Annotated in this window: 25 protein-coding genes; 11 read left to right on the top strand and 14 right to left on the bottom strand. The window is 64.2% G+C overall.

Translation table 11 applies throughout. The annotated features are described in order from the left end of the window. Positions 1 to 184: 184 nt before the first annotated feature. The 6 genes from hemA (at position 185) to B3M58_RS16345 (ending at position 5,680) form a co-directional block, all read left to right on the top strand. On the top strand, positions 185 to 1,465 hold the full coding sequence (hemA, locus tag B3M58_RS16370) for a glutamyl-tRNA reductase (RefSeq protein WP_296220711.1): 1,281 nt from the start codon (positions 185 to 187) through the stop codon (positions 1,463 to 1,465). Then, on the top strand, positions 1,462 to 2,544 hold the full coding sequence (prfA, locus tag B3M58_RS16365) for a peptide chain release factor 1 (protein ID WP_296220710.1): 1,083 nt from the start codon (positions 1,462 to 1,464) through the stop codon (positions 2,542 to 2,544). The genes hemA and prfA overlap by 4 nt, the downstream gene beginning before the upstream one ends. A gap of 114 nt (positions 2,545 to 2,658) precedes the next feature. Further along, entirely contained in the window at positions 2,659 to 3,492 is an 834-nt protein-coding gene (gene prmC, locus B3M58_RS16360; protein ID WP_296220709.1) for a peptide chain release factor N(5)-glutamine methyltransferase, read from the top strand. Between the two features lie 19 nt (positions 3,493 to 3,511). Beyond that, the gene (locus tag B3M58_RS16355) at positions 3,512 to 4,270 is read left to right on the top strand and encodes a molybdopterin-synthase adenylyltransferase MoeB (protein WP_296220725.1); all 759 of its coding nucleotides are present in this window, start codon (positions 3,512 to 3,514) and stop codon (positions 4,268 to 4,270) included. After that, entirely contained in the window at positions 4,260 to 5,048 is a 789-nt protein-coding gene (murI, locus tag B3M58_RS16350) for a glutamate racemase (RefSeq protein ID WP_296220707.1), read from the top strand. Before B3M58_RS16355 ends, murI begins: the two co-directional genes overlap by 11 nt. 116 nt (positions 5,049 to 5,164) lie before the next feature. Beyond that, entirely contained in the window at positions 5,165 to 5,680 is a 516-nt protein-coding gene (locus B3M58_RS16345) for an acyloxyacyl hydrolase (RefSeq protein ID WP_296220705.1), read from the top strand. A gap of 148 nt (positions 5,681 to 5,828) precedes the next feature. On the opposite strand, the gene B3M58_RS16340 is transcribed toward B3M58_RS16345, so the two are convergent. The 12 genes from B3M58_RS16340 to B3M58_RS16285 form a co-directional block, all read right to left on the bottom strand. After that, positions 5,829 to 6,146, bottom strand: a complete 318-nt coding sequence (locus tag B3M58_RS16340) for a YkgJ family cysteine cluster protein (protein ID WP_296220704.1) — start codon at positions 6,144 to 6,146, stop codon at positions 5,829 to 5,831. 183 nt (positions 6,147 to 6,329) lie between these two features. After that, positions 6,330 to 6,857 (bottom strand): DUF2878 domain-containing protein, encoded by a 528-nt coding sequence (locus tag B3M58_RS16335; RefSeq protein ID WP_296220703.1) that lies wholly within the window; start codon positions 6,855 to 6,857, stop codon positions 6,330 to 6,332. Further along, entirely contained in the window at positions 6,850 to 8,124 is a 1,275-nt protein-coding gene (locus B3M58_RS16330) for an SAM-dependent methyltransferase (RefSeq protein ID WP_296220701.1), read from the bottom strand. Before B3M58_RS16330 ends, B3M58_RS16335 begins: the two co-directional genes overlap by 8 nt. Next, positions 8,111 to 8,911: a DUF1365 domain-containing protein gene (locus tag B3M58_RS16325; protein ID WP_296220699.1), complete on the bottom strand. Its 801-nt coding sequence runs from the start codon at positions 8,909 to 8,911 to the stop codon at positions 8,111 to 8,113. Before B3M58_RS16325 ends, B3M58_RS16330 begins: the two co-directional genes overlap by 14 nt. Then, complete coding sequence (locus B3M58_RS16320) at positions 8,911 to 10,170, bottom strand: NAD(P)/FAD-dependent oxidoreductase (RefSeq protein ID WP_296220697.1); 1,260 nt, start codon at positions 10,168 to 10,170, stop codon at positions 8,911 to 8,913. Before B3M58_RS16320 ends, B3M58_RS16325 begins: the two co-directional genes overlap by 1 nt. After that, positions 10,167 to 10,931: an SDR family NAD(P)-dependent oxidoreductase gene (locus tag B3M58_RS16315; RefSeq protein ID WP_296220696.1), complete on the bottom strand. Its 765-nt coding sequence runs from the start codon at positions 10,929 to 10,931 to the stop codon at positions 10,167 to 10,169. The genes B3M58_RS16320 and B3M58_RS16315 overlap by 4 nt, the downstream gene beginning before the upstream one ends. Beyond that, positions 10,928 to 11,350 (bottom strand): nuclear transport factor 2 family protein, encoded by a 423-nt coding sequence (locus tag B3M58_RS16310; protein WP_296220694.1) that lies wholly within the window; start codon positions 11,348 to 11,350, stop codon positions 10,928 to 10,930. The genes B3M58_RS16315 and B3M58_RS16310 overlap by 4 nt, the downstream gene beginning before the upstream one ends. After that, on the bottom strand, positions 11,347 to 12,792 hold the full coding sequence (gene phrB / locus B3M58_RS16305; protein ID WP_296220692.1) for a deoxyribodipyrimidine photo-lyase: 1,446 nt from the start codon (positions 12,790 to 12,792) through the stop codon (positions 11,347 to 11,349). Before phrB ends, B3M58_RS16310 begins: the two co-directional genes overlap by 4 nt. Before the next feature lie 8 nt (positions 12,793 to 12,800). Further along, positions 12,801 to 13,745, bottom strand: coding sequence for a MerR family transcriptional regulator (locus B3M58_RS16300; protein ID WP_296220690.1), 945 nt, complete (start codon positions 13,743 to 13,745; stop codon positions 12,801 to 12,803). Beyond that, a complete protein-coding gene (locus B3M58_RS16295; RefSeq protein WP_296220688.1) occupies positions 13,742 to 14,710 on the bottom strand; it encodes a YbgA family protein in 969 nt (322 codons plus the stop codon). Before B3M58_RS16295 ends, B3M58_RS16300 begins: the two co-directional genes overlap by 4 nt. A 142-nt stretch (positions 14,711 to 14,852) precedes the next feature. Beyond that, the gene (locus B3M58_RS16290) at positions 14,853 to 15,098 is read right to left on the bottom strand and encodes a TIGR02450 family Trp-rich protein (protein WP_296220686.1); all 246 of its coding nucleotides are present in this window, start codon (positions 15,096 to 15,098) and stop codon (positions 14,853 to 14,855) included. Then, the gene (locus tag B3M58_RS16285) at positions 15,095 to 16,087 is read right to left on the bottom strand and encodes an NAD(P)/FAD-dependent oxidoreductase (RefSeq protein WP_296220685.1); all 993 of its coding nucleotides are present in this window, start codon (positions 16,085 to 16,087) and stop codon (positions 15,095 to 15,097) included. The genes B3M58_RS16290 and B3M58_RS16285 overlap by 4 nt, the downstream gene beginning before the upstream one ends. Before the next feature lie 198 nt (positions 16,088 to 16,285). On the opposite strand from B3M58_RS16285, the gene B3M58_RS16280 reads away from it, so the two are divergent. The 3 genes from B3M58_RS16280 to B3M58_RS16270 all read left to right on the top strand — a co-directional run bounded on the left by B3M58_RS16280 (position 16,286) and on the right by B3M58_RS16270 (position 19,711). Further along, positions 16,286 to 17,188 carry a TIGR01777 family oxidoreductase gene (locus B3M58_RS16280; RefSeq protein ID WP_296220683.1) on the top strand — a complete coding sequence of 301 codons (903 nt, stop codon included), beginning with the start codon at positions 16,286 to 16,288 and terminating at the stop codon, positions 17,186 to 17,188. A 12-nt stretch (positions 17,189 to 17,200) separates the two neighbouring features. Next, on the top strand, positions 17,201 to 18,223 hold the full coding sequence (gene hemH / locus B3M58_RS16275) for a ferrochelatase (protein WP_296220681.1): 1,023 nt from the start codon (positions 17,201 to 17,203) through the stop codon (positions 18,221 to 18,223). 156 nt (positions 18,224 to 18,379) lie between these two features. Next, positions 18,380 to 19,711, top strand: coding sequence for a spinster family MFS transporter (locus B3M58_RS16270; RefSeq protein ID WP_296220679.1), 1,332 nt, complete (start codon positions 18,380 to 18,382; stop codon positions 19,709 to 19,711). Positions 19,712 to 19,893: 182 nt separating this feature from the next. Here the strand turns inward: B3M58_RS16270 and B3M58_RS16265 are convergent, their stop codons facing one another. Then, positions 19,894 to 21,162 (bottom strand): uracil-xanthine permease family protein, encoded by a 1,269-nt coding sequence (locus B3M58_RS16265; RefSeq protein ID WP_296220678.1) that lies wholly within the window; start codon positions 21,160 to 21,162, stop codon positions 19,894 to 19,896. Between the two features lie 3 nt (positions 21,163 to 21,165). Beyond that, positions 21,166 to 21,804, bottom strand: a complete 639-nt coding sequence (upp, locus tag B3M58_RS16260) for a uracil phosphoribosyltransferase (protein ID WP_296220676.1) — start codon at positions 21,802 to 21,804, stop codon at positions 21,166 to 21,168. A 296-nt stretch (positions 21,805 to 22,100) separates the two neighbouring features. On the opposite strand from upp, the gene B3M58_RS16255 reads away from it, so the two are divergent. Then, entirely contained in the window at positions 22,101 to 22,658 is a 558-nt protein-coding gene (locus B3M58_RS16255) for a hypoxanthine-guanine phosphoribosyltransferase (RefSeq protein WP_296220675.1), read from the top strand. A gap of 3 nt (positions 22,659 to 22,661) precedes the next feature. Beyond that, positions 22,662 to 23,135: a WbuC family cupin fold metalloprotein gene (locus tag B3M58_RS16250; protein WP_296220674.1), complete on the top strand. Its 474-nt coding sequence runs from the start codon at positions 22,662 to 22,664 to the stop codon at positions 23,133 to 23,135. Positions 23,136 to 23,221 lie beyond the last annotated feature (86 nt).

Genomic DNA, 23,221 nt, shown 5'->3' with positions numbered 1-23,221 from the left:
GCGGTCCTGAGACTGCGCTGGCGCCCCTCGCCATCGCCCGAGATGGCGCGTCGCGCCGTCTGGTCTCCGAACCTCGGCGATCACCGACTGACCGTACTGGCCTAGGACAACAGCCAGCGGTGGTTGTTCTGAATCTGGCGAAGTAGGACAATTGCCCGCTTACCTTTCCTGTCAGCGACCCTGCATGGCCTTTATTGCCCTCGGTATCAACCACAAAACCGCTTCGGTGGATGTCCGCGAACGCGTGGCCTTCACGCCTGAGCAGTTGGTCGAGGCTTTGCAGCAGCTGTGTCAGCGCACCAGCAGTCGTGAGGCGGCGATTCTCTCGACCTGCAATCGTAGTGAGCTGTACCTCGAGCAGGACAGCCTGAGCGCCGACGAAGTGCTGGTCTGGCTGGCCAATTATCATCAGCTGAGCCTCGAGGAGTTGCGCGCCTGCGCCTATATCCACGCCGACGATGATGCCGTGCGGCATATGATGCGCGTGGCCTCCGGGCTGGATTCCATGGTGCTCGGCGAGCCGCAGATCCTCGGGCAGATGAAGTCGGCGTTTGCCGTGGCGCGGGAGGCCGGCACCCTGGGGCCGTTGCTCGGACGCCTGTTCCAGGCCACGTTCAGCACGGCCAAACAGGTGCGCACCGACACCGCGATTGGCGAGAACCCGGTGTCCGTGGCGTTTGCCGCGGTCAGCCTGGCCAAGCAGATTTTCAGCGATTTGCACCGCAGCCAGGCGTTGTTGATCGGCGCCGGCGAAACCATCAGCCTGGTGGCGCGGCACCTGCACGATCAGGGCGTCAAACGCATCGTCGTGGCCAACCGCACGCTGGAGCGGGCCAGCAGCCTGGCCGAGCAGTTCGGGGCGCATGCGGTGCTGCTCTCGGATATTCCCCAGGAGCTGGTCAACAGCGACATCGTCATCAGTTCCACGGCCAGCCAGTTGCCGATTCTTGGCAAGGGCGCGGTGGAGAGCGCCCTCAAGCAGCGCCGGCACAAACCGATTTTCATGGTTGATATTGCCGTGCCGCGCGACATCGAACCCGAGGTCGGCGAGCTGGGTGACGTCTATCTGTATACCGTCGACGACCTGCACGACGTGATCGCCGAGAACCTGAAAAGCCGTCAGGGCGCCGCGCAAGCCGCCGAGGAACTGGTTAGTGCCGGTGCCGAGGACTTCATGCTGCGCTTGCGCGAGCTGGCCGCCGTGGATGTGCTCAAGGCCTACCGTCAACAGGCCGAACGCCTGCGCGACGAGGAGTTGGCCAAGGCCATGCGCCTGCTCAACAACGGCAGCTCTGCCGAGGATGTGCTGGCGCTGCTGGCGCGCGGCTTGACCAATAAACTGCTGCACGCCCCCAGCGTACAACTGAAAAAACTCTCTGCTGACGGCCGCGTCGATGCGTTAGGCGTGGCCCAGGAACTCTTTGCCCTCGATGAGGGCGTGCCGTCCAACAAAGGCCTGCAATGAAAGCGTCACTGATCAACAAACTCGACATGCTGCAGGATCGCTACGAAGAACTGACGGCGCTGCTTGGCGATGCCGAAGTGATCAGCAACCAGAACCAGTTTCGCGCCTATTCCAGGGAATACGCCGAGATCGAGCCGGTGAACCAGGCGTTTCGCGCGTTTCGCAAAGTCCAGGCCGACCTTGAAGGCGCTCAGGCGCTGCTCAAGGACAGCGACCCGGACATGCGCGAGATGGCCGAGGAAGAAGTCGCCCAGGCCAAAGAGCAGTTGATCGTGCTGGAAGACAACCTGCAGCGCATGCTTCTGCCGAAAGACCCGAACGACGGGCGTAACGTGTTTCTCGAAGTGCGCGCCGGCACCGGTGGCGACGAGGCGGCGATTTTCTCCGGCGACCTGTTTCGCATGTATTCGCGTTACGCCGAGCGGCGTGGCTGGCGGGTTGAGATTCTCTCGGCCAGCGACGGCGAGCACGGTGGCTATAAGGAAGTGATCGCACGGGTCGAGGGCGATAACGTCTACAGCAAACTGAAGTTCGAGTCTGGCGCCCACCGCGTGCAGCGTGTGCCGGAAACCGAATCCCAGGGCCGCATCCATACCTCGGCGTGCACCGTCGCGGTGTTGCCGGAGCCGGACGAGCAGATGGCCATCGACATCAACCCGGCCGATCTGCGCGTGGACACCTACCGCAGCTCCGGTGCCGGCGGGCAGCACGTCAACACCACCGACTCGGCGATCCGCATCACCCACATTCCCACCGGTACGGTGGTCGAGTGTCAGGAGGAGCGTTCGCAGCACAAGAACCGCGCCAAGGCCATGGCCTGGCTGGCGGCCAAACTGAAAGACCAGCAGGAAGCCGCGGCGCACAAGGAAATCTCCGATACGCGCAAATTGCTGGTGGGCTCCGGTGATCGCTCCGAGCGCATTCGCACCTATAACTTCCCGCAGGGCCGGGTCACCGATCACCGCATCAACCTGACCCTGTATTCGCTCAATGAGGTCATGGCCGGCGGTGTGGACGCGGTGATCGAACCGCTGCTGGCCGAGTACCAGGCCGATCAGTTGGCCGCGTTGGGCGATTGATCGCCAGATATACGGCTGTCGCCGAGAGTGTCGGGTGGATGGCGCTGTTTCCATCCACCACCAGCGGTGGAAAACGCTGCGCGGTTTGCCACCCTACAAAGAGATCGCCACCGCATGACCACCATCGAACAACTGCTCGCCAGCGCCGAGCTACCCGACTCGCCCACCTCGCGCTTGGACGCTGAGCTGTTGCTCGCCCACGCCCTGGGCAAGTCGCGCAGTTACCTGCACACCTGGCCGGAGCGCGAGCTCGATGCATCGCAGCTTGAGCGTTATCAGGCGGCGTTGGCGCGGCGTCAGACGGGTGAGCCGGTGGCTTATATTCTCGGCCAGCAGGGTTTCTGGAGTCTGGAGCTGGAAGTCGCCGCGCACACCCTGATTCCGCGCCCGGATACCGAGCTGTTGGTGGAAACCGCCCTGGCGCTGCTGCCGGCCACGCCTGCGCAGGTACTCGATCTGGGCACTGGCAGCGGGGCGATTGCCCTGGCCTTGGCCAGCGAGCGCCCGGCCTGGCGGTTAACTGGCGTGGATCGAGTGCCGCAGGCGGTGGCGCTGGCCGAGCGCAATCGCGGCCGCCTCAAATTGGGTAATGCCACATTATTGGAGAGCCAGTGGTTTAGCGCCCTGGCTGGCCAGCGCTATCGGTTGATCGTCAGCAACCCGCCGTATATCGCCGCCGATGATCGTCATCTGGCCGAGGGCGACGTGCGCTTCGAGCCGAGCAGCGCCCTGGTGGCGGGGCAAGACGGTCTGGATGATATTCGCCTGATTATCCAGCAGGCCCCGGACTATCTTGAACCAGGCGGCTGGTTGCTGTTGGAACATGGCTTCGACCAGGCGGCGGCGGTGCGCGAGCTGCTCAATACCCGCGGCTTTAGTGCGGTGGAAAGCCGGCGTGACCTGGGCGGCCATCAGCGCATCAGCCTGGGACGTTTCGATGATGAGTGACGCCATGACCCCGCAGAACATGCTGAGTGACGAGGAACTGCTGCGCTATAGCCGGCAGATCCTCCTGCAACAGATCGATATCGCCGGCCAGCTGCGCCTGAAGCACAGCCGCGCGCTGATTATCGGCCTCGGCGGCCTGGGCTCGCCGGTGGCGCTGTACCTGGCGGCGGCCGGGGTCGGCGAGTTGCATCTGGCGGACTTCGATACGGTCGACCTGACCAACCTGCAACGGCAGATCGCCCACGACACCCAGAGCATTGGCCAGAGCAAGGTAGACTCGGCGAGCAAGCGCCTGCTGGCGATCAATCCGCAGATTCGCCTACAGGCCCATCGCCAGGGGCTGGACAGCGACTCGCTGGCCGCCGCCGTGGCGGCGGTGGACCTGGTGCTGGATTGCTCGGACAACTTCAGCACCCGCGAGGCGGTGAATGCCGCCTGTGTCGCGGCCAAGGTGCCGCTGGTCAGCGGCGCGGCGATCCGCCTGGAAGGCCAGCTCTCGGTGTTCGACCCGCGGCGTGCCGATAGCCCGTGCTACCACTGCATCTATGGCCACGGCAGCGAGGCCGAACTGACCTGTAGCGAAGCCGGGGTGGTCGGTCCGCTGGTTGGCCTGGTCGGCAGTTTGCAGGCATTGGAGGCGCTGAAACTGCTGGCGCAGTTCGGCGAGCCGCTGGTGGGGCGCTTGCTGTTGATTGATGCGCTCGGCAGTCGTTTCCGTGAGCTGCGGGTCAAGCGTGACCCGGGCTGTGCGGTCTGTGGAGCGACTCATGGGCAATAACGCGCCGATTGGCGTGTTCGACTCCGGCGTCGGTGGGCTCTCGGTACTGCATGAAATCCGTACCCTGTTACCCAACGAGTCGCTGTTGTATGTGGCCGACAGCGGCCATGTGCCTTACGGCGAGAAGAGCCCGGAATTCATTCGCCAGCGCTGTCGGCAGATCGCCGCGTTCCTCCTCGCGCAAGGCGCCAAGGCGCTGGTGCTGGCCTGCAACACCGCCACGGTGGCCGGTGTCGCCGAGTTGCGTGAGCTGTACCCGCAGTTGCCGATTGTCGGCATGGAGCCGGCGGTCAAACCGGCCGCCGCGGCGACCCGCAGCGGCGTGGTCGGCGTGCTGGCCACCACCGGCACCCTGAAGAGCGCCAAGTTCGCCGCGTTGCTCGACCGTTTCGCCAGCGACGTACGGGTGATCACCCAGCCGTGTCCGGGCCTGGTCGAACGTATCGAGGCCGGTGATCTGGACAGCCGCGAAACCCGTGCCTTGCTGCATGCTTTTGTTGCGCCGTTGCTGGCCGAGGGCTGCGACACGCTGATTCTCGGCTGCACCCATTACCCGTTTATCAAGCCGCTGTTACGCAGCCTGGTGCCCGACTCGATCAGCCTGATCGACACCGGCGCGGCGGTAGCGCGGCAACTGCAACGCTTGCTCGACGAGCGCCAGTTACTGGCCCGCGGGCCGGCCCAGGCCGGGCGCTTCTGGTCGAGCGGTGCGCCGCAGCAGATGCAGGCGGTGTTGCCGCTGCTGTGGGCGGAGCCGGCCGAGGTCAAGGCGTTTTGACAGGGTAAAAACTCAGTGCTGTTATGCATTAGTCGACTTTTATTTAGAGCGAAGATTTCTATACTTCAGGCAACGACGCTCGGTTGTCATGTCACTGGTGAAAAAAGGATATTCCCATGAAGAAACTGTTTGGTTTGGCTGTGTTTGCGGCCTTGTCTGTGGGGCAAGTAGGGGCCGTGCAAGCGGCTGATGTGACCTTTGCCATCGGCCAGACCGGTGACTCGACCATGGTCTACCGCGTGGGTACGCAGTTCGACTTCAGCAGCAGTTGGTTTCAGAGCGATGTGGGGCGTCTGACCGGCTATTGGGATGCCGGCTACACCTTCTGGGAAGGCGACGAAACGGCGAGCAACCACAGCCTGTCGTTCGCTCCGGTATTCGTGTACGAATTCGCCGGCGAGACGGTCAGGCCGTATGTCGAGGCCGGTATCGGCGTGGCGGTATTCGCCAGCACCGAGTTGGAAGACAACGACCTTGGTTCGTCCTTCCAGTTCGAGGATCGCATCGGTCTCGGCCTGCGCTTCGCCGAGCAGGAAGTTGGCGTGCGTGCGCTGCATTACTCGAATGCCGGGCTGAAGAACCCCAACGATGGCGTCGAGACCTACACCCTGCATTACCGCCTGAGTTTCTAAGCGGCACACTCCCTCCAGAGGACCGGGCAATGCCCGGTTCTTTCTGTATCCGTTCACTGTTGATACGCCCCAGCGCCTCATTCCGCCCACCGGCGTTCGCTAAGACAGTGTTGGTCGCGCGCTTTTTGGGCTGCGCCTTTGGCCAGGGCTAGCGGTAGATGTGGCCGATGGCTTGGCGCTCGTCCAGGCATTCGGCCGAGCCGGTCTCGAATTCGCGGCAGATCAACGGGCGCAGCTCGTAAATGGTGCAGCGCATGCTGTCGCGATCCAGCGCCGCGCACCAGCCATCGTCCAGGCGCAGCATCACTTCGCCGCCCCAGTCGTCGGTGGCAATGAAGCGCGGTGGCACGCCGGTATCGGTGATCAGCATGACTTCCAGTTGGCAGCAGCACGCCGCGCAGGTCGAGCAGCTGACGGCTGGCTCACTGGGCAGTTGGGTGTGGGCAATCTGGGCGCTGTCGGTCATGGGGCGCAGTGTAAGCCAGGCGCGGGAGCGAGGGGGAGTGGGCTGACCAACGCAGGGCAGGTGGCGGACAAGACTTCGTCATGTCCACCCTACGTCGATTGGCGCGTGCGTTGGATGGCTTCGATAAAAAAAGTAGGGCGGACATGCCGCCAGGCTTGTCCGCCATGTCTCGCCATGTCCACCCTAGAGTGGTTGGCGCGTGCGCAGGGCCTGTTCGTGTTGGCGGCGATAGAGCGCGGCGAAGCTATACAGCAGCGGCATGACCGCCGCCCAGATCAGCGCCAGCAACAGCAGGGTCGGCCAGGTGCCGTAGGGCAGGCCGACGCCGGCGATCTGCGCGCCGCCGTAGTAGGACAGCGGCCCGCCGATGGCGCCAAGCAGGCTGCCGCGCCACCAGGGTTGCGCGGTCCAGGCCAGGCAATGGTTGAGCGTGGTGGCCAGCAACAGCCACAGCAGCGCCAGCCACAGTGGAATCAGGGTGCGCGGCTCGCCGAAGTCAAATACCCCGAGGTTGAGCAGGAAACTGTCCAGCGCGCTGCCGGCGAGGAACACGCTGAGCAGCAGCTTGCCTTCGGCCAGCCAACTGCTGGTCCAGCACAGGTGGACCGCCACGGCCACGCCGACGATCAGCAGCCACAGGCTGTCGCCGCCAAATACGCAGGCGAACCAGCCCAGCTGAAAGAGCAGGGCGTTGACGATGAGCTTAGGCATTGAAGCGTCCCAGTAACGGTTGCGGTTGCGCCGCCGGTTTGGCCAGCAGCAGCTGTGCGGTGCCGATGGTGCGCTCGATAAAGCCGCCCTCGCAATAGCACAGGTAGAACTCCCACAGCCGATAGAAGTAATCGTCGTAGCCGAGTTGCTCAAGCTTGTGCCGCGCCTGGCGCAGGTTGTCGTGCCACAGGCGCAGGGTGCGCGCGTAGTGCAGGCCGAAGTCTTCCATGTGGTGCAGGTTCATGTCGGTCTTGGCGCTGACGATCTCCAGCATCTTGTTGACCGAGGGCAGCGCCCCGCCGGGGAAGATGTAGCGCTGGATGAAGTCGACGCTGTTCTTCGCCTGTTCGTAGCGCTGGTCGCGAATGGTGATGGCTTGCAGCAGCATCAGGCCGTCCTCCTTCAGCAACTGTGCGCATTTCTCGAAGTAGGTCGGCAGGAAACGATGGCCGACCGCCTCGATCATTTCGATCGACACCAGTTTGTCGTACTGGCCGTCGAGGTCGCGGTAATCCTCCAGCAGCAGGGTGATGCGCGCTTGCAGGCCTTGTTCGGCGATGCGTTGCGCGGTGTAGGCGTACTGCTCTTGCGACAGCGTGGTGGTGGTCACCTTGCAGCCGTAATGGCTGGCGGCGTAGATCGCCATGCTGCCCCAGCCGGTGCCGATTTCAAGCAAGTGGTCGCTGGGTTTGAGCGCCAGTTTCTGGCAGATGCGCTCCAGTTTGTTCAGCTGCGCTTGTTCCAGGCTGTCTTCCGGGCGCGCGAACATGGCCGCCGAATACATCATGGTCGGGTCGAGAAATTGCTCGAAGAGGTCGTTGCCGAGGTCGTAATGCGCCGCGATGTTCTTGCGCGAGCCCTTGCGAGTGTTGCGGTTGAGCCAGTGCAGACCCTGAATCAGCGGGCGTCCGAGTTGAGCCAGGCCGCGCTCCATGGCGTCGAGCAGTTCCAGGTTGCTGACGAACACGCGAACCACCGCCGTCAGGTCCGGCGTGCTCCAGTGGCCATGGATATAGGCTTCGCCAGCGCCGATCGAGCCGTTGCCGGCGACCAGGCCCCAGACGGCGGCATCCAGCACTTCGATTTCGGCACACAGGCTGGCGTGCACATCGCCGAACTCCAGGCGCTCGTCTCCCTCGATAATCACCAGGTGGCCATGGCGCAGCTGGCTCAGCTGACGCAGCACTGCGCGGCGCAACAGGCTGGCGCCAATGCCGCTGCCGGCACGTACAGAGTCTTTGGCAGAGGTCAGGCTAGAGCTTTTCATGGGGCACTTCCTTTGATACTGAACGGGCAACGCGGAACTCATCGTCCGCGGCCTGATGGTTGAACAGTGGGACGCGCTTGAGTAGCAGGCGCAGGGATTGCCAGTAGATGGCCGCGAGGGTTTTGCCGGTCATCCAGGGGAAACTCAGGAGGTAGCGGTGCAGGCTGGCGCGGTTGAGTTCGCTGCGCTGCAAGCTGAGGCTGGCGTCGAAGAGCTTGGTTTCGCCCTGCCAGTCGGCCATGTGCACGCCGAGGCGTTCGCCCGCCGGGCTGAAGGCCATGCGGTATTCCAGTTCACGTGGCAAAAACGGCGAGACATGAAACGCCTTGGCCACGGCGAAGTGCTGATGGCCTTCGCCGGTGGCCGGCAGCACGTAGTGATAGCGCTCGTGCCAGGGTGTGTTGCGGACCTCGCAGAGAATCGCCGCCAGGCGCCCGTCGGCCTCATGGCAGTAAAAGAAACTCGCCGGGTTGAAGGCCAGGCCCCAGCTGCGTGGCTGCGCCAACAGGCAGACCGAGCCTTGCGGCGTATGCCCCAGCGCGACGCCGACCCGCTGGCGCACGGCCTCGATCAACGTCACGCCGTGGCGGGTGAACTCGGGCAGGAAGTCGGTCTCGCGGAAGGCGAACGGTGCCCAGCGGCCACGGCCCGCCAGGGGCGACAGACCGAACAGCTGTTCCTGCTCAGCCAGGTCCAGGTAGAGCAGGCCCATGCGGTAGCGGAAGTTGTGCACCTTGGGCGCAAAACGCCGGTGCTGCACCCAGCCGCTGTACAGGGCGCTGTTCATCAGAGCGACTCACCGAAGGCGCGTGCCACGCGCAGTGCGCTGACCACGCCGTCTTCATGGAAGCCGTTGGCCCAGTAGGCGCCGCAGAAGTAGCTGTGGTTGGCGCCGAGCAGCTCTTCCCAGCGCGCCTGCGCGGCCATGCCGGCCAGGCTGTATTGCGGGTGGGCATAGGTGTAGCGGGCGAGAATCGTGTTTGGGTCGATGGCGGCGCTCTGGTTGAGGCTGACGCAGAAGGTGTTGTCGCTGTCGATGCCTTGCAGGATGTTCATGTTGTAGGTGACCGCCGCCGGTTGATCGGCGTGCTGCTGCAGGGCGCCGCCGAGACGGTAGTTCCAGCTGGCCCAGGCCAGGCGGCGCTGTGGCAGCAGGCGGGTGTCGGTGTGCAGCACCACCTCGTTATCGGCGTAGGGCAGGGCGCCGAGGATGTCCTGCTCGAGGGCGCTCGGTTGAGCGAGCAAAGCCAGTGCCTGGTCGCTGTGGCAGGCGAATACCACTTTGTCGAAGCGCTCGCTGCCGGCCGCGCTGTGTACCGTCACGCCTTCTTCGTCGCGCTCGACCCGCTGCACCGGGCAATTCAGGCGGATGTTGTCCCGGAAGGCTTCGCTGAGCGGCGCTACATAGCTGCGTGAACCGCCTTCGACCACGCACCACTGCGGGCGATCGCTGACCGACAACAAACCGTGGTTCTTGAAGAAGCGCACGAAGAATTGCAGGGGGAAGTTAAGCATGTCGGCCAGCGACATCGACCAGATCGCCGCCCCCATCGGCACGATGTAATGCTGGATAAAGCGCTCGCCGTAGCCGCAGAGCTTGAGGTAGTCGCCGAGCGTAGTGCTGGCGGCGATGCGGTTGTGGTTGAGGTCGTCCAGCGCCTCGCGGTTGAAACGCAGGATGTCGCGCACCATGCCGATGAACTTCGGCGACAGCAGGTTGCGGCGCTGGGCGAACAGGCTGTTGAGGTTGTGCCCGTTGTACTCCACGCCGCTGACCGGGTCGCTCACCGAGAAACTCATTTCGGTGGGTTTGAAGCCGACGCCGAGATGATCGAGCAGGCGGATGAAATTCGGGTAGGTCCAGTCGTTGAACACGATAAAGCCGGTGTCGACTGCGTACTGACGGCCGCCGACTTCGACGTCCACGGTATGCGTGTGCCCGCCGATCCAGTCACTGGCTTCGAACACCGTGATGTCGTGGCGGCGGTTGAGCAGGTAGGCACTGGTCAGGCCAGAAATACCACTGCCGATGATGGCGATTCTCATGCGCGGTCCTTGGTCGTACGGGCCAGGCGTTTGCCGATGGCCACTTGCAGGCGTTTGGGCAGGTGGGCGAGTAGTTGCAGACCGGCGATGAAGGGGCCGGGGAAGGCGATCTCGAAGGGCCGCCGGTCGAGCTCGCGAGCAATGTGCCGGGCGGCTTTGTCCACCGGCCAGCGCATCGGCATGGGGAAGTCGTTCTTCTGCGTCAGCGGGGTGTCGACGAACCCGGGGCTGACCAGGGTGACGTCGATGCCTTCGCCGGCCAGGTCGATGCGCAGCGCTTCGAGCAGATAGCGCAGGCCGGCTTTCGAGGCGCCGTAGGCTTCGGCGCGGGGCAGGGCGAAGAACGTCACCGAACTGCCAACGCCGACCAGGTGCGGCGCGTTGCCGAGGCGCAACAGCGGCAGCGCCGCTTCGATGCAGTAACTGGCGGAAAACAGGTTGGCGCGCACCACCCGCTCGATCATCCCCGCCTCGAAGGCCTGCACCTCGACGTATTCGCAGGTGCCGGCATTCAGAATCACCGTGTCCAGCGCGCCCCACAGCTGGGCGATGCGTTCGCCGATGGCCTTGACCTGAGCCGCGTCGCTGAGGTCGCCGGGCGCTACCAGGACCTGTTCCGGGAAGCGCTTGGCCAGTTCTTGTAGCGGGCCGACGGTGCGCGCGCTGAGCGCCAGGCGATGGCCGCTGTCGAGCAAGTGTTGCGCCAGGGCGGCGCCGATGCCGCTGCTGGCGCCGGTAAGCCAGATACGTCTGCTGCTCATGCGAGCCTCCGTTTCAGCCAGCGAATCGCCGAGCCCATCAATGGCAGGTGTTCATACAGCAAGCTGCCGGCATCGAAGTAATCGCGGTGGCGGTGCACCTTGCCGTTCCACAGCAGGTGCGAGCAGCCTTCCACGCGGATCAGCTGACCGCCCGCCAGGCGCGGGTGGCGGTAGCTCATGGTCCAGCGCAGGTAGCCTTCGCCTTCGCGGACCTGATCGAAGCCGTAAAAGTCGAAGCGCAACTCGCTGACGTTGGCGTACAACTCGGCGAAGTAGCGCTGCAGGTTGCTCAGCCCGCGTACCTCATGCAGTGGGTCACAGAACAGCGCATCGTCGCTGTACAACTCTCCGAGACGTTCGAGGTTGTCTTTATTCAGCGTGGCGAAGGTGTGTGCGAACTGGCGCAGGAAGTCGCTCATGACGCGGCCTTCGTCGCGAGATGCGGCAGGGTTTTGAAGGCCGCCAGCGCACGTGCGCGGCTCTTGCCCAGGTCGACGATCGGCCGCGGGTAATCGGCCGCAGTACCGAACAACCCGCCGATGCTCGGTGGGTTGTGGATGTCCTTGTTGTTCAAGCCGGCCAGCTCCGGCAGCCATTGGCGGATAAAGCGTCCGTCTGGGTCGAAGCGCGTGGATTGGCTGAGCGGGTTGAAGATGCGGAAGTACGGCACTGAATCGGTGCCGGTGGACGAGCTCCACTGCCAGCCGCCGTTGTTCGCCGCCAGGTCGCCGTCGATCAAGTGCTGCATGAAGAAGCGTTCGCCCTCGCGCCAGTCGATCAGCAGGTTCTTGGTCAGGAACATCGCCACGACCATCCGCAGGCGGTTGTGCATCCAGCCGGTGGCGAGCAGTTGGCGCATCGCCGCATCGATAATCGGGATGCCGGTGCGGCCCTGTTGCCAGGCGGTCAGCTCCGTCGTCGCCGCACGCCAGGGCAAGGCTTCGGTTTCCTGACGAAACGCCCGGTGCATGGAAACGCGCGGGTAACCGACCAGGATGTGTTTGTAGAACTCGCGCCAGAGCAGTTCGTTGATCCAGGTGATGGCGCCGTTGTTGCCGCTGTCGAACTCGCCTCGATTGAATTGCAGCGCCGCGTGCAGGCACTGGCGCGGCGAAACCACGCCGGCAGCGAGGTAGGCGGACAGCTGGCTGGTGCCGGGCTTGGCCGGGAAATCGCGTTCGTCCTGGTAATAACCGATCTGCTCCTCGGCGAAGGCTTGCAAACGCTTGTGTGCCGCCGCTTCGCCGGCCGGCCAGAGCTGGCGCAGTGCTGCGCTGGGCGGGGCAAAGCCGCTGACCGTTGTGGGCAGCGCATCGCTGGCGATCCCCGTCGGCGCCTGGGCCGCCGGCAGCGCAATCAGGCCGGGCAGAGCGCTGTGCAGACGCTGATAGCAGACCTTGCGGAACTGGCTGTAGACCTGGAAGTAGCCGCCGGATTGGGTCAGCACGCTGCCAGGCTTGAAGAAAATCTGGTCGAGGTGGCTGTGCAGGTTGATCCCCAGCCCATCCAGGGTTTGCGCCACTGCTTGGTCGCGGCGGCTTTCATGCACGCCGTATTCTTCGTTGACCTGCACCGCGCCAATCTGCAGCTGCTGGCACAGTTCGCCGATCACCTGCGGCGCGGCGTTCCAGTCATCCGCCTGACGCACCAGCAACGGCACATTCAGGCTGGCCAGCCGGGCCGACAGTTCGCCGAGGTTACGCAGCCAGAAATCGACTTTGCTTGGTGCATCGTCATGCGCCAGCCACTGCGCCGGGCTGAGCAGGAACACCGCCAGGGTTGGTCCGGCGGCCATGGCGGCGTTGAGCGCGGTGTTGTCTTGTACCCGCAAGTCGGTGCGGAACCACATCAATTGACGCATGAAAATCCTTAGTGCGCAGCCAACAGGTTGAGATCGGCAAGCAGTTGCAGGGCGCTCAGCGGGTCTTCTGCCAGGCGCAACTCAGTGTGCTGTTCAGTCATTACCCGCAACTCGTGCCGGTGGATGTGTACCGTCGGTCCGATAATCAGGCAGGGGCAGTCATGGCCCGTCACCAGCCGCGGCAATTGCGCGGTATTCAGCGCTTGGCTGGAATACAGCAGCAGCGCACGGGGCTGGATGTGCTCGACCGCCATGGCCAATTCCGCTGGTGGCAGCGGCCAATCGAAGACCTCCACCGGGCAGTTGGCGCTGCTGGCCAGCCAGGCGGTGAGCCACAGGCCCGGCTCCATCGGCAGGTCGGAGAGGTTGATCAGCAGCAGGGGCGCGCCGCTGTGCTGGCGGTTGTTGTGGTAAAGCCGGGCGCCGAGCTTGCTGCGCAGCCAGGAGTAGAAGAACACCCGCTCGGCCTGGGCGCCGAACTGGCCGCGCCAGCGCAATTCGAGTTCTTCGAACAATGGCAGGAGCAGTTGTTGGCACAGGGTATGCGGTGGGTAGAGCGCCAGTTCGCTGTTGAAGCTGTCGTCCAGGCGTCGCTCGGCGAGGTTGCAGATCGACTCTTGCAGGCGCTGGCGTTTCTCTTGCCATTGCGAGGTGGCTTCGGCAAAGGCCGGTTGGTTGCTGCGCAGCAGGCCTTTGACCTGGCTGACCGACACGCCACGGTTGAGCCAGGTGAGAATGGTCTGGATGCGTGCGACATGCTCGTCGGAATACAGGCGATGGCCCTTGGGGGTGCGGTGCGGCACGATCAAGCCGTAGCGTCGCTCCCAGGCGCGCAGCGTCACGGCGTTGACCCCGGTGATCCGCGCCACCTCGCGGATCGGCAAGAACCCTTGCGCCAGGGCGGCTTGGTAATCGTCGCCGAGCGCCTCGGCAGCGGGATCGGGCGAGTTCATAGGGCGTTGCGCAGGCTGAGGTTTTCCGGGTGCGGTTGCAGGTAAACCTGCTGCGCCACGTAGCGATCCGGGTGCTGGCGGAAGTGGTGCTTGAGCAGCGTCAGCGGCACCACCAGCGGCACGATGCCATGGCGGTATTGGCCGATCAGCTGCTGCATCTCCTGTTTTTCATCGCTGCTCAAGGCCTGCTTGAGGTAGCCGCTGAGGTGCAGCAGCACATTGCTGTGGGTGCGCCGAGTCGCGCATTTTTTCAACGCGGCCATCAGTTCGCTGAAGTAGCGCGGCGCCAGTTCCTGCAAGTCGTATTGACCGAGGTTGCCGAGCAAGCGGCCGAGCGCCTTGTATTGCAGCGGATGGGTGGCCATCAGCAGGTACTTGTAACGCGAGTGGAAGTCGATCAAGGCCTTGCGCGTCAGCCCCTCGCGCAGCAGGCGTTGCCATTCGGCGTAGGCGAATACACGGGTAAGGAAGTTCTCGCGCAGGATCGGGTCGTTGAGTCGGCCGTCTTCTTCCACCGGCAAATCCGGGCGGCGTGCACAGAAGGCCTCGGCGAAAATCCCGCGACCCTTGGGTTCGCTGGGACGGCCGTTGTCCTGGTAGACCTTGACCCGTTCCAGGCCGCAGGACGGCGACTGCTGCATGAAGATATAGCCGCAGATGTCGTCCAGCTCGCCGGCCATGCGTTCGCCGTAGCGGGCCAGCGGCTCGGTGACATCGAGCTCGCTGTGCACGGTGCCGACCGCGCGCGGTGCGCTGGGGTCGCCGACCAGGCGGATGGGTTGGCGTGGGATGCCCAGGCCAATCGCCACTTCCGGGCATAGCGGCACGAATTCGAAGTAGTCGCTCAGCGTCCGGCTGCACAGTCGGGACTCTTTGTGCCCGCCGTTGTAGCGCACCTCGGCGCCCAGCAAGCAGGCGCTGATGGCGAGTTTGGGTTTGCTGGGGGCGGTTTGCGATGGATTCATGCGGCAACCTCTGATGACGACTTGTACATAATCGAGGCTATGTACAACTTGTGTTCATCATAGGTGCGAGATTGTACAAGTCAAACACTTTGTACAACTTTGGTAATGAGTTTTGCGCGCCAGCCGGCCCCGTGTGCAGGGCTTATTTCCAGCCCAGTAACCAGTGCTCGGCGTCCTTCAACACGCGCCAGTCCAGGCGTTGGCTGCGCTGATTGAGTACCGCTTGCAGTTCGATTTCCAGCACGTTGCCGGCGTCGTCGCAGAACAGCTCGGTGACCAGAAAGTGTTTCTCGCGGTTGCGCGGCTGTGCTGCTGTCCACTTCGACAGCAGCAGTTTGCGCGGGTTGAGGCGGTGCTTGGCCGGACTGCCGCTCGTGGCCGGGTTCATTGCAGGTGTTCGAGCAGCTTGCGCGCAACGTCCTGGCCGCTCAGCCAGGCGCCTTCGACGCGGCCGGACAAGCACCAGTCGCCACAGGCATACAGGCCCAGGTCGGCATCCGCCAGTGCGCCCCACTGGTGGCTGCTGGCCGGGCGCGCATACAGCCAACGGTGCGCCAGGCTGAAGGCCGGGGCCGGCACGGCGCAGCCGATCAGCTCGGCGAAAGCGCCATGCAGGTGTTCGATCACCGCTTCCTTGGGCATGTCCAGGTGCTGCTTGCTCCAGGCGCTGCTGGCATGTACGACCCAGGTGTCCATCAGTCTGTCGCGCCCGGGTTTGCTGCGGTTGCGCGCCACCCAGTCGATCGGGCTGTCCTGCACGAAACACCCTTCGACCTTGGTTTCCAGCGGTGCGGCGAATGCCAGGGCGACTGCCCAGGTCGGCTCCATCGCCACGCTGGCCGCGGCGCCCGCGAGCTTCGGTGCCGCGGCCAAGAGGGCGCTGGCCTGCGGCGCCGGGGTGGCGATCACCACGTGGCTGAAGGGGCCGTGGCTCTGGCCCTCGGCATCTTGCAGGCTCCAGTGCTGTTCACCGCGGAACACCTCGGTGATGCGGCAGGAGAAGTGCACCGGCAGGGCGCCGAGCATGGCGCGGGTGATTGCGCTCATGCGCGGGCTGCCAACCCAGCGCACCTGCTCGTCCGGCGAGGCGCTGAGGCGACCGTCCTTGAAGTGGTACAGGCTGGGCGTCCATTCGGCGACCCAGCCGCGTGCTTGCCACTGCTGCACCACTTCGACGAAGCGCCGGTCGCGGGCGGTGAAATACTGTGCGCCGAGATCCAGGGCGCCGGCGTCGCTGCGTTTGCTGGCCATGCGCCCGCCACTGCCGCGGCTTTTGTCGAACAGTTGAACCTGCTGTCCGGCCGCATGCAGGGCTTGCGCGGCAGACAGTCCGGCGATACCGGTGCCGATGATGGCGATGGGTGCTGTTGCTGTCATGGTCTACCTCATGTTCCAGAGCGTTAGGCTACGCTTTAGACAAAAGCTATACAATCTTGTTGTTATGTATAGGCTTGATCGGTTTCAATCGCGCCTTTCTATAGTTAGGACAACGCGCAGTTCGATTAAAGACACGTTGTTGCGTCATAAATCAGACTAGGGCGTTCAGGTCGCGTTACGCCATGCGAGGAAGATGCCATGCATATATTGCTGACCGGCGGTACTGGATTGATTGGTCGCGCCCTGTGCCGTCACTGGGCGCAGCAGGGCCACCAGTTGACGGTGTGGAGCCGCAGCCCGCAGCGCGTTGCCGCGCTATGCGGCAGCCAGGTGCGTGGCATCGCTCGGCTCGACGAGCTGGGCGAAGAGGCGCTGGATGCGGTGGTCAATCTGGCGGGTGCGCCGATCGCCGACCGGCCCTGGACGAGCAAGCGTAAAAGCCTGCTGTGGGCCAGCCGGGTGACCCTCACCGAGCAGCTACTGGCCTGGCTGGAGGCGCGCGCGCAGAAGCCGCAGGTATTGTTGTCCGGCTCCGCGGTGGGCTGGTACGGCGATGGCGGCGAGCGTGAGCTGCACGAAGATTCGCCACCGGTCAGCGAGGATTTTGCCGCGCAGTTGTGCAGCGCCTGGGAAGAAACCGCACAGCGTGCCGAGGCGCTGGGCATCCGTGTGGTGCTGGTGCGCACCGGTCTGGTGCTGGCCACCGACGGCGGCTTTCTCAAGCGCTTGCTGCTGCCGTTCAAACTCGGTCTGGGTGGGCCGCTGGGCAATGGCCGGCAATGGATGCCGTGGATTCATTTGGCCGATCAAATCGCCCTGATGGATTTTCTCTTACAGCGAGGGCAGGCCAGCGGTCCTTATAATGCCTGCGCGCCGCAGCCCGTGCGCAACCGCGAGTTCGCCCGTGCGCTGGGCCGTGCCGTGCATCGGCCGGCGATGTTACCGGCCCCGGCATTTGTCCTGCGGGTCGGCCTGGGCGAGTTGTCCGGGTTGCTGCTGGGTGGCCAGCGCGCTCTGCCGACGCGCTTGAGCGCCGCCGGTTTTAGTTTTCGTTTCACCGATTTGGATGCGGCCCTCGCTGATTTGCTTGGCCGCCATTAATAAGGAATACGCATGACCGATCACGCCTTGTTGCTGGTCAACCTGGGCTCCCCGGCGTCGACCGACGTAGCGGATGTACGGCGTTACCTCAATCAGTTCCTGATGGACCCTTATGTGGTCGACCTGCCCTGGCCGCTGCGCCGCCTGCTGGTGTCGTTGATCCTGGTCAAGCGCCCGGCGCAATCGGCGCACGCCTATGCCTCGATCTGGTGGGAGGACGGCTCGCCGCTGGTGGTGTTGAGCAAGCGCCTGCATGAGGCGATGAAGTCGCAGTGGCAGCACGGTCCGGTCGAATTGGCGATGCGCTACGGCGAGCCGTCGATCGAGACGGTGCTGACCCGTCTCGCCGCCCAGGGCATCAAGCAGGTCACCCTGGCACCGCTGTACCCGCAGTTCGCCGACAGCACCACCACCACGGTGATCGAGGAAGCCAAGCGGGCGGTGCGCGAGAAAAGCCTGGGTATCCGTTTTGCCGTGCTGCCGCCGTTCTACGATCAGCCGGAGTACCTCGACGCCCTGGTCGACAGCGCCAGGCCTTACCTGGCGCAGGATTTCGACCACCTGCTGCTGAGCTTTCACGGTTTGCCGGAGCGCCACCTGCACAAACTCGACCCCAGCGGGCATTGCCTGAAGGGGGCGGATTGTTGCCGCACCGCAGCGCCCGAGGTCGTGGCCCGCTGTTACCGCGCGCAATGTCTGCGCAGCGCCGAGGCGTTTGCCGCGCGCATGGGCCTGCGTGCGGAGCAGTGGTCGGTGTCGTTCCAGTCGCGCCTGGGCCGCGCCAAGTGGATTGAGCCCTACACCGAAGCGCGTCTGGATGAGTTGGCCAAGCAAGGCGTGAAGAAGCTGCTGGTGATGTGCCCGGCGTTTGTCGCCGACTGCATCGAGACCCTGGAAGAAATCGGCGACCGTGGCCGCGAGCAGTTTGTCGAGGCCGGTGGCGAGAGCCTGCAACTGGTGCCGTGCCTGAACGATCACCCGAGCTGGGTGGCGGCGCTGAAAACCCTCAGTGAGCGTGCACCACTAATGCTTTAACCGAACACGGCGCGGCTGTCATTCGTTCAAAAGGATGCGTTGCATTCGCCTGCGTGATAACACCTACGGGCGATACTCATCGCTCTGTATATCGGCCTAAGCTGGCAGCTCTTTCAACCGTCGTGCACCGCACCAACGGTGCCGAGGAGACTGCCAGTGTCCAACAACAATAACGGCTATCCCTCCAGTACCCGCGCCTGGGTAACTGTCGCCATCCTCATGGTGGCGTACGTGCTGTCGTTTATCGACCGGCAGATTCTCAACCTGCTGGTCGGCCCCATCCGTCGCGATCTGATGATCAGCGATACGCAGATGAGCCTGTTGATGGGCTTGTCGTTCGCCTTGTTCTACACCGTCTGCGGCATTCCCTTGGGGCGTTTGGCCGACACCAAGAGCCGGCGCGGGCTGATCGCCGTCGGTATCTTGTTCTGGAGTGCGGCCACGGCGGCTTGCGGCATGGCCAAGCTGTATTGGCAGTTTCTGCTCTGCCGCATCGGCGTCGGGGTCGGCGAGGCAGCGCTGTCGCCGGCGGCCTATTCGCTGATCGCCGACAGCTTTCCCGCCGAGCGCCGCGCCACGGCGATCAGCGTGTATTCGATGGGCGTCTATCTGGGTTCGGGGTTGGCTTTCCTGCTCGGCGGTCTGGTCATCCAGTTTGCCTCGGCGCAAGGCGATGTGGTGCTGCCGGTGTTCGGTGAGGTGCGCCCCTGGCAGCTGATCTTCCTGATTCTCGGCGCGGCCGGGGTGCTGTTTACCCTGCTGATGCTGGCGGTCAAGGAGCCTGCGCGGCGTGGCGTGGGTGCCGGGGTGGCGGTGCCGCTGGCGGATGTCGGGCGGTATATCCGCTCCAACCGGCGCACCGTGCTGTGCCACAACTTCGGTTTCGCTGGCCTGGCCTTTGCCGGCTACGGCAGTGCGGCCTGGGTGCCGACCTTCTTTATCCGCACCTACGGCTGGGACGCCGGCCAGGTCGGCATTGTCTATGGCAGCATCGTCGCGGTGTTCGGTTGCCTGGGCATCGTCTTCGGCGGACGCCTGGCGGACTGGATGGCCAAGCGCGGCAGCAGCGATGCCAATATGCGTGTCGGCCTCTACGCCGCCGTCGGTGCGGTGCCCTGTGTGCTGGCGTTCCCGCTGATGGACAGCGCGCTGTGGGCGGCGGTGCTGATGGCGCCGACCGTGTTCTGCCTGAGCATGCCCTTCGGTGTGGCGCCGGCGGCGATCCAGGAAATCATGCCCAACTCGATGCGCGGCCAGGCCTCGGCAATCTACCTGTTCGTGATCACCCTGATCGGCCTGGGTATTGGCCCGACCGCGGTGGCGCTGGTGACCGACTATGTGTTCGCCGACGACAACGCGCTGCGTTACTCGCTGCTGATCGTCACCGCGCTCGCCGTGTTCAGCTCGATCATTTTGCTGAGCATGGGCCTCAAGCCCTACCGCGAGAGTGTGGTGCGCTTGCAGGGCTGGGTCGCCAACCCAGCCTGAGCCGCCCTAGGTGTTGGCGCCGGGCGCTGATCGGCTAGGCGCGGCCTTGGCTGCTAGCTCTTTGGGCGGTCATGAGCGCGCGGCCTAAACCGCTGCCACAACAGCCGGACCGTCCATGCAACAGGTGATTGGCACCATAAAAAGCCCCGCACGTGGCGGGGCTTGTTCTATTCAGGCTGGCGCTAAGGCGTTGGTTCGTCAGTCAGCGCCTTGTTCTGCCAGCCTTGGCCGCCCGGCAGGATGAGGTTGAGCAGCAGGGCGCAGATGGCGCACAGGGAAATGCCGGAGAGGGCGAATTCGCTGTTGCCGATCACCATGCCGCCAATGCCGAACACCAGGGTCACCGAGACGATGATCAGGTTGCGCGCCTCGGACAGGTCCACCTGATGACGGATCAGGGTATTCAAGCCGACCACCGCGATGGAGCCGAACAGCAGGCAGAGAATGCCGCCCATCACCGGCACCGGGATGCTTTGCAGGGCCGTGCCGAACTTGCCGATGAAGGCCAGGCCGATGGCAAATACCGCCGCCCAGGTCATGATCTTCGGGTTGTAGCTCTTGGTCAGCATCACCGCGCCGGTGACTTCCGCGTAGGTGGTGTTCGGCGGGCCGCCGAACAGGCCGGCGGCCGAGGTGGCCAGGCCGTCGCCGAGCAGGGTGCGGTGCAAACCGGGCTTGCGGACAAAGTTCTTGCCGGTGACGCTACCGATGGCGACGACCCCGCCGATGTGCTCGATGGCCGGCGCCAGGGCGACTGGGACGATGTACAAAATGGCGCCCCAGTGCAGTTCCGGGGTGACGAAGGCCGGCAGCGCCAGCCAAGGCGCGGTAGCGATGTTACTGGTGTCGATCACCCCGCAGAAGGCGGCGACCGTGCAGCCGACGATGATCCCCGCGAGGATCGGCACCAGGCGCAGCAGGCCGCGCCCGAGGGAGGCTACCAGTACGGTGCTGATCAGCGCCGACATGGAAATCAGCATGGCGGTTTCGTAGGGCACCAGCTGTGCGCTGCCGTCGCCCGCTTTGCCCATGGCCATGTTCACCGCCACCGGCGACAGCGCCAGACCGATAGAAATGATCACCGGAGCGATCACCACCGGTGGCAGCAGACGGTCGATAAAACCGGCGCCTTTGACCCGTACCACCATGCTCAAGAGGATGTAGACCAGGCCGGAGGCGACGATGCCGCCGAGTACCGCCGGCAGGCCGAACTCGCCCTTGGCGGCGAGGATCGGCGCGATGAAGGCGAAACTGGAGGCGAGGAACACCGGCACCTGACGCCCGGTCACAGCCTGGAACAGCAGCGTGCCGACGCCCGCGGTGAACAGCGCCACGTTGGGGTCCATGCCGGTGATCAGCGGCATCAGCACCAGCGCGCCAAAGGCCACAAAGAGCATCTGCGCGCCGGACAGCACCTGGCGCCACTGCGGGTCGTTGAATTCATCGTGCATGGGTCAAGCGTCCTTTTGCTTAGTGCCGAAAATCTTGTCGCCGGCATCGCCCAGGCCCGGAATGATGTAGCCGTGTTCGTTGAGACGTTCGTCGATCGAGGCGGTGAAAATCACCACGTCCGGGTGCGCCGCATTGACCGCCTGGATGCCTTCCGGTGCGGCGACCAGCACCATCGCGCGGATTTCCTTGCAGCCGGCTTTCTTCAGCAGGTCGATGGTGGCGACCATCGAGCCGCCGGTGGCGAGCATCGGGTCGATGATCATCGCCAGGCGTTCGTCGATTTCCGGGACCAGTTTTTCCAGGTAGGTATGCGCTTCCAGGGTTTCCTCGTTGCGCGCCACGCCCACGGCGCTGACCTTGGCACCGGGAATCAGGCTGAGCACGCCGTCGAGCATGCCGATGCCGGCGCGCAGGATCGGCACCACGGTGATTTTCTTGCCGGAGATTTTCTCGACCTGTACCGGCCCGCACCAGCCCAGAATCTCGTAGTTTTCCAGGGGCAGATCCTTGGTCGCCTCATAGGTCAGCAGGGCGCCAACTTCCTGGGCCAGTTCGCGGAAGTTCTTGGTGCTGATATCGGCGCGACGCATCAGGCCAAGTTTATGGCGGATCAGCGGGTGGCGGATCTCGAGGACAGGCATGGCGGGGGTCTCCGGCGGGGCTGGCGAAAAATTCGGTTTAGATTAAAGCATTGAGCGGGCCAAGTGGTGCGTGGCGTAACGCCATATGTGGGTGCGCGACCGCGCTGTGGCAAAATCCACGCAGTTAGCGGCAGTTTTCCCCCGGATTGCCGCGAGGTCGCGCTTGAAGAACGCCACGTTGGTCCGCTGGGGCTTGCCCTGTTCGGGGCAGATGCGTACCTTTGCCGGCTTTTATTTTGACGCATCGATCAGCTTCTCTGCATCACGCAGGGTTTGCTCATTCAAGAGGAAAGACCATGTCCGCCGATCTCGCGCACATTCGCCAAGTCATGGCGCAAGCCGACTGCCTGTACACCGAAGCCCAAGTGGAAGCGGCCATCGACCAGGTCGCCAGCGCGATCAACGGCCAGTTGGCCGACTGCAACCCGGTGGTGTTCTGCGTGATGAACGGCGGCCTGATCTTCTCCGGCAAGCTGCTGCCCAAGCTGAGCTTTCCCCTGGAACTGTCCTACCTGCATGCCACCCGCTACCGCAACGAAACCAGCGGCGGCGAATTGTTCTGGAAAGCCAAGCCGGAAATCTCCTTCATCGACCGCGACGTGCTGATCATCGACGACATCCTCGACGAAGGGCACACCCTGGGTGCGATCATCGATTTCTGCCGGCATGCCGGCGCCCGTGCGGTGCACACCGCCGTGCTGATCGACAAGGATCATCAGCGCAAGGCGCGCCCGGACCTCAAGGCCGATTACGTTGGTCTGCCGTGCATCGACCGTTATATCTTCGGTTACGGTATGGACTACAAAGGCTACTGGCGCAACGCGCCGGGCATCTACGCGGTGAAGGGGCTTTAACCCATGAGCGGGCCGCGCTTTCTCGATCAGCACCTGTTCGCCACGTTGGCCGAGCAAGCGGCGGCCAGCCCGCGTCAGCGCCAACATCACAACTTTCACCAGATGCACGAGCCCTGCCATCGCCTGGCGGTTGGCTTGCAGGTGGACACCTACATCCCGCCGCACCGTCACCTCTCGGCCGATAAAGCCGAGGCGCTGCTGGTGCTCAAGGGGCGCCTGGGTTTGCTGGTGTTCAGCGATAACGGCGAGTTGTTGGATACCCGCGTGCTGGCGGCTGGCGGCGAATGTGTCGGCGTCGACCTGCCGCCCGGGGTGTTTCACGCGCTGGTGGTGCTGGACGCCGATAGCATTCTGTTCGAGTGCAAGGCCGGGCCCTACCAGCCCGTCGGTGACGGCGAGCAGGCTGGCTGGGCGCCGCGCGAAGGCCAACCCGGCGTTGCCGACTACCTCGCCTGGATGCGCGCGCAGTTCGCGTGAACGCACCGCCCACCCGCGATCAAGCCAGTCTGGTGCCGGATAGGGCGGACATGGCGCCGCCTGGTCCGCCATCGGCGGGTCATGTG

Origin of the sequence: Pseudomonas sp. UBA2684, assembly GCA_002354655.1 — a bacterium.
Taxonomy (GTDB): Bacteria; Pseudomonadota; Gammaproteobacteria; order Pseudomonadales; family Pseudomonadaceae; genus Aquipseudomonas.
This window is presented reverse-complemented; position numbering and strand designations above follow the sequence as displayed.

Excerpts from the sequence above, each read along its gene's own strand:
- hemA (WP_296220711.1), top strand. The coding sequence starts at position 185 with ATGGCCTTTATTGCCCTCGGTATCAACCACAAAACCGCTTCGGTGGAT.
- prfA (WP_296220710.1), top strand. The coding sequence starts at position 1,462 with ATGAAAGCGTCACTGATCAACAAACTCGACATGCTGCAGGATCGCTAC.
- prmC (WP_296220709.1), top strand. The coding sequence starts at position 2,659 with ATGACCACCATCGAACAACTGCTCGCCAGCGCCGAGCTACCCGACTCG.
- B3M58_RS16355 (WP_296220725.1), top strand. The coding sequence starts at position 3,512 with ATGCTGAGTGACGAGGAACTGCTGCGCTATAGCCGGCAGATCCTCCTG.
- murI (WP_296220707.1), top strand. The coding sequence starts at position 4,260 with ATGGGCAATAACGCGCCGATTGGCGTGTTCGACTCCGGCGTCGGTGGG.
- B3M58_RS16345 (WP_296220705.1), top strand. The coding sequence starts at position 5,165 with ATGAAGAAACTGTTTGGTTTGGCTGTGTTTGCGGCCTTGTCTGTGGGG.
- B3M58_RS16340 (WP_296220704.1), bottom strand. The coding sequence starts at position 6,146 with ATGACCGACAGCGCCCAGATTGCCCACACCCAACTGCCCAGTGAGCCA.
- B3M58_RS16335 (WP_296220703.1), bottom strand. The coding sequence starts at position 6,857 with ATGCCTAAGCTCATCGTCAACGCCCTGCTCTTTCAGCTGGGCTGGTTC.
- B3M58_RS16330 (WP_296220701.1), bottom strand. The coding sequence starts at position 8,124 with ATGAAAAGCTCTAGCCTGACCTCTGCCAAAGACTCTGTACGTGCCGGC.
- B3M58_RS16325 (WP_296220699.1), bottom strand. The coding sequence starts at position 8,911 with ATGAACAGCGCCCTGTACAGCGGCTGGGTGCAGCACCGGCGTTTTGCG.
- B3M58_RS16320 (WP_296220697.1), bottom strand. The coding sequence starts at position 10,170 with ATGAGAATCGCCATCATCGGCAGTGGTATTTCTGGCCTGACCAGTGCC.
- B3M58_RS16315 (WP_296220696.1), bottom strand. The coding sequence starts at position 10,931 with ATGAGCAGCAGACGTATCTGGCTTACCGGCGCCAGCAGCGGCATCGGC.
- B3M58_RS16310 (WP_296220694.1), bottom strand. The coding sequence starts at position 11,350 with ATGAGCGACTTCCTGCGCCAGTTCGCACACACCTTCGCCACGCTGAAT.
- phrB (WP_296220692.1), bottom strand. The coding sequence starts at position 12,792 with ATGCGTCAATTGATGTGGTTCCGCACCGACTTGCGGGTACAAGACAAC.
- B3M58_RS16300 (WP_296220690.1), bottom strand. The coding sequence starts at position 13,745 with ATGAACTCGCCCGATCCCGCTGCCGAGGCGCTCGGCGACGATTACCAA.
- B3M58_RS16295 (WP_296220688.1), bottom strand. The coding sequence starts at position 14,710 with ATGAATCCATCGCAAACCGCCCCCAGCAAACCCAAACTCGCCATCAGC.
- B3M58_RS16290 (WP_296220686.1), bottom strand. The coding sequence starts at position 15,098 with ATGAACCCGGCCACGAGCGGCAGTCCGGCCAAGCACCGCCTCAACCCG.
- B3M58_RS16285 (WP_296220685.1), bottom strand. The coding sequence starts at position 16,087 with ATGACAGCAACAGCACCCATCGCCATCATCGGCACCGGTATCGCCGGA.
- B3M58_RS16280 (WP_296220683.1), top strand. The coding sequence starts at position 16,286 with ATGCATATATTGCTGACCGGCGGTACTGGATTGATTGGTCGCGCCCTG.
- hemH (WP_296220681.1), top strand. The coding sequence starts at position 17,201 with ATGACCGATCACGCCTTGTTGCTGGTCAACCTGGGCTCCCCGGCGTCG.
- B3M58_RS16265 (WP_296220678.1), bottom strand. The coding sequence starts at position 21,162 with ATGCACGATGAATTCAACGACCCGCAGTGGCGCCAGGTGCTGTCCGGC.
- upp (WP_296220676.1), bottom strand. The coding sequence starts at position 21,804 with ATGCCTGTCCTCGAGATCCGCCACCCGCTGATCCGCCATAAACTTGGC.
- B3M58_RS16255 (WP_296220675.1), top strand. The coding sequence starts at position 22,101 with ATGTCCGCCGATCTCGCGCACATTCGCCAAGTCATGGCGCAAGCCGAC.
- B3M58_RS16250 (WP_296220674.1), top strand. The coding sequence starts at position 22,662 with ATGAGCGGGCCGCGCTTTCTCGATCAGCACCTGTTCGCCACGTTGGCC.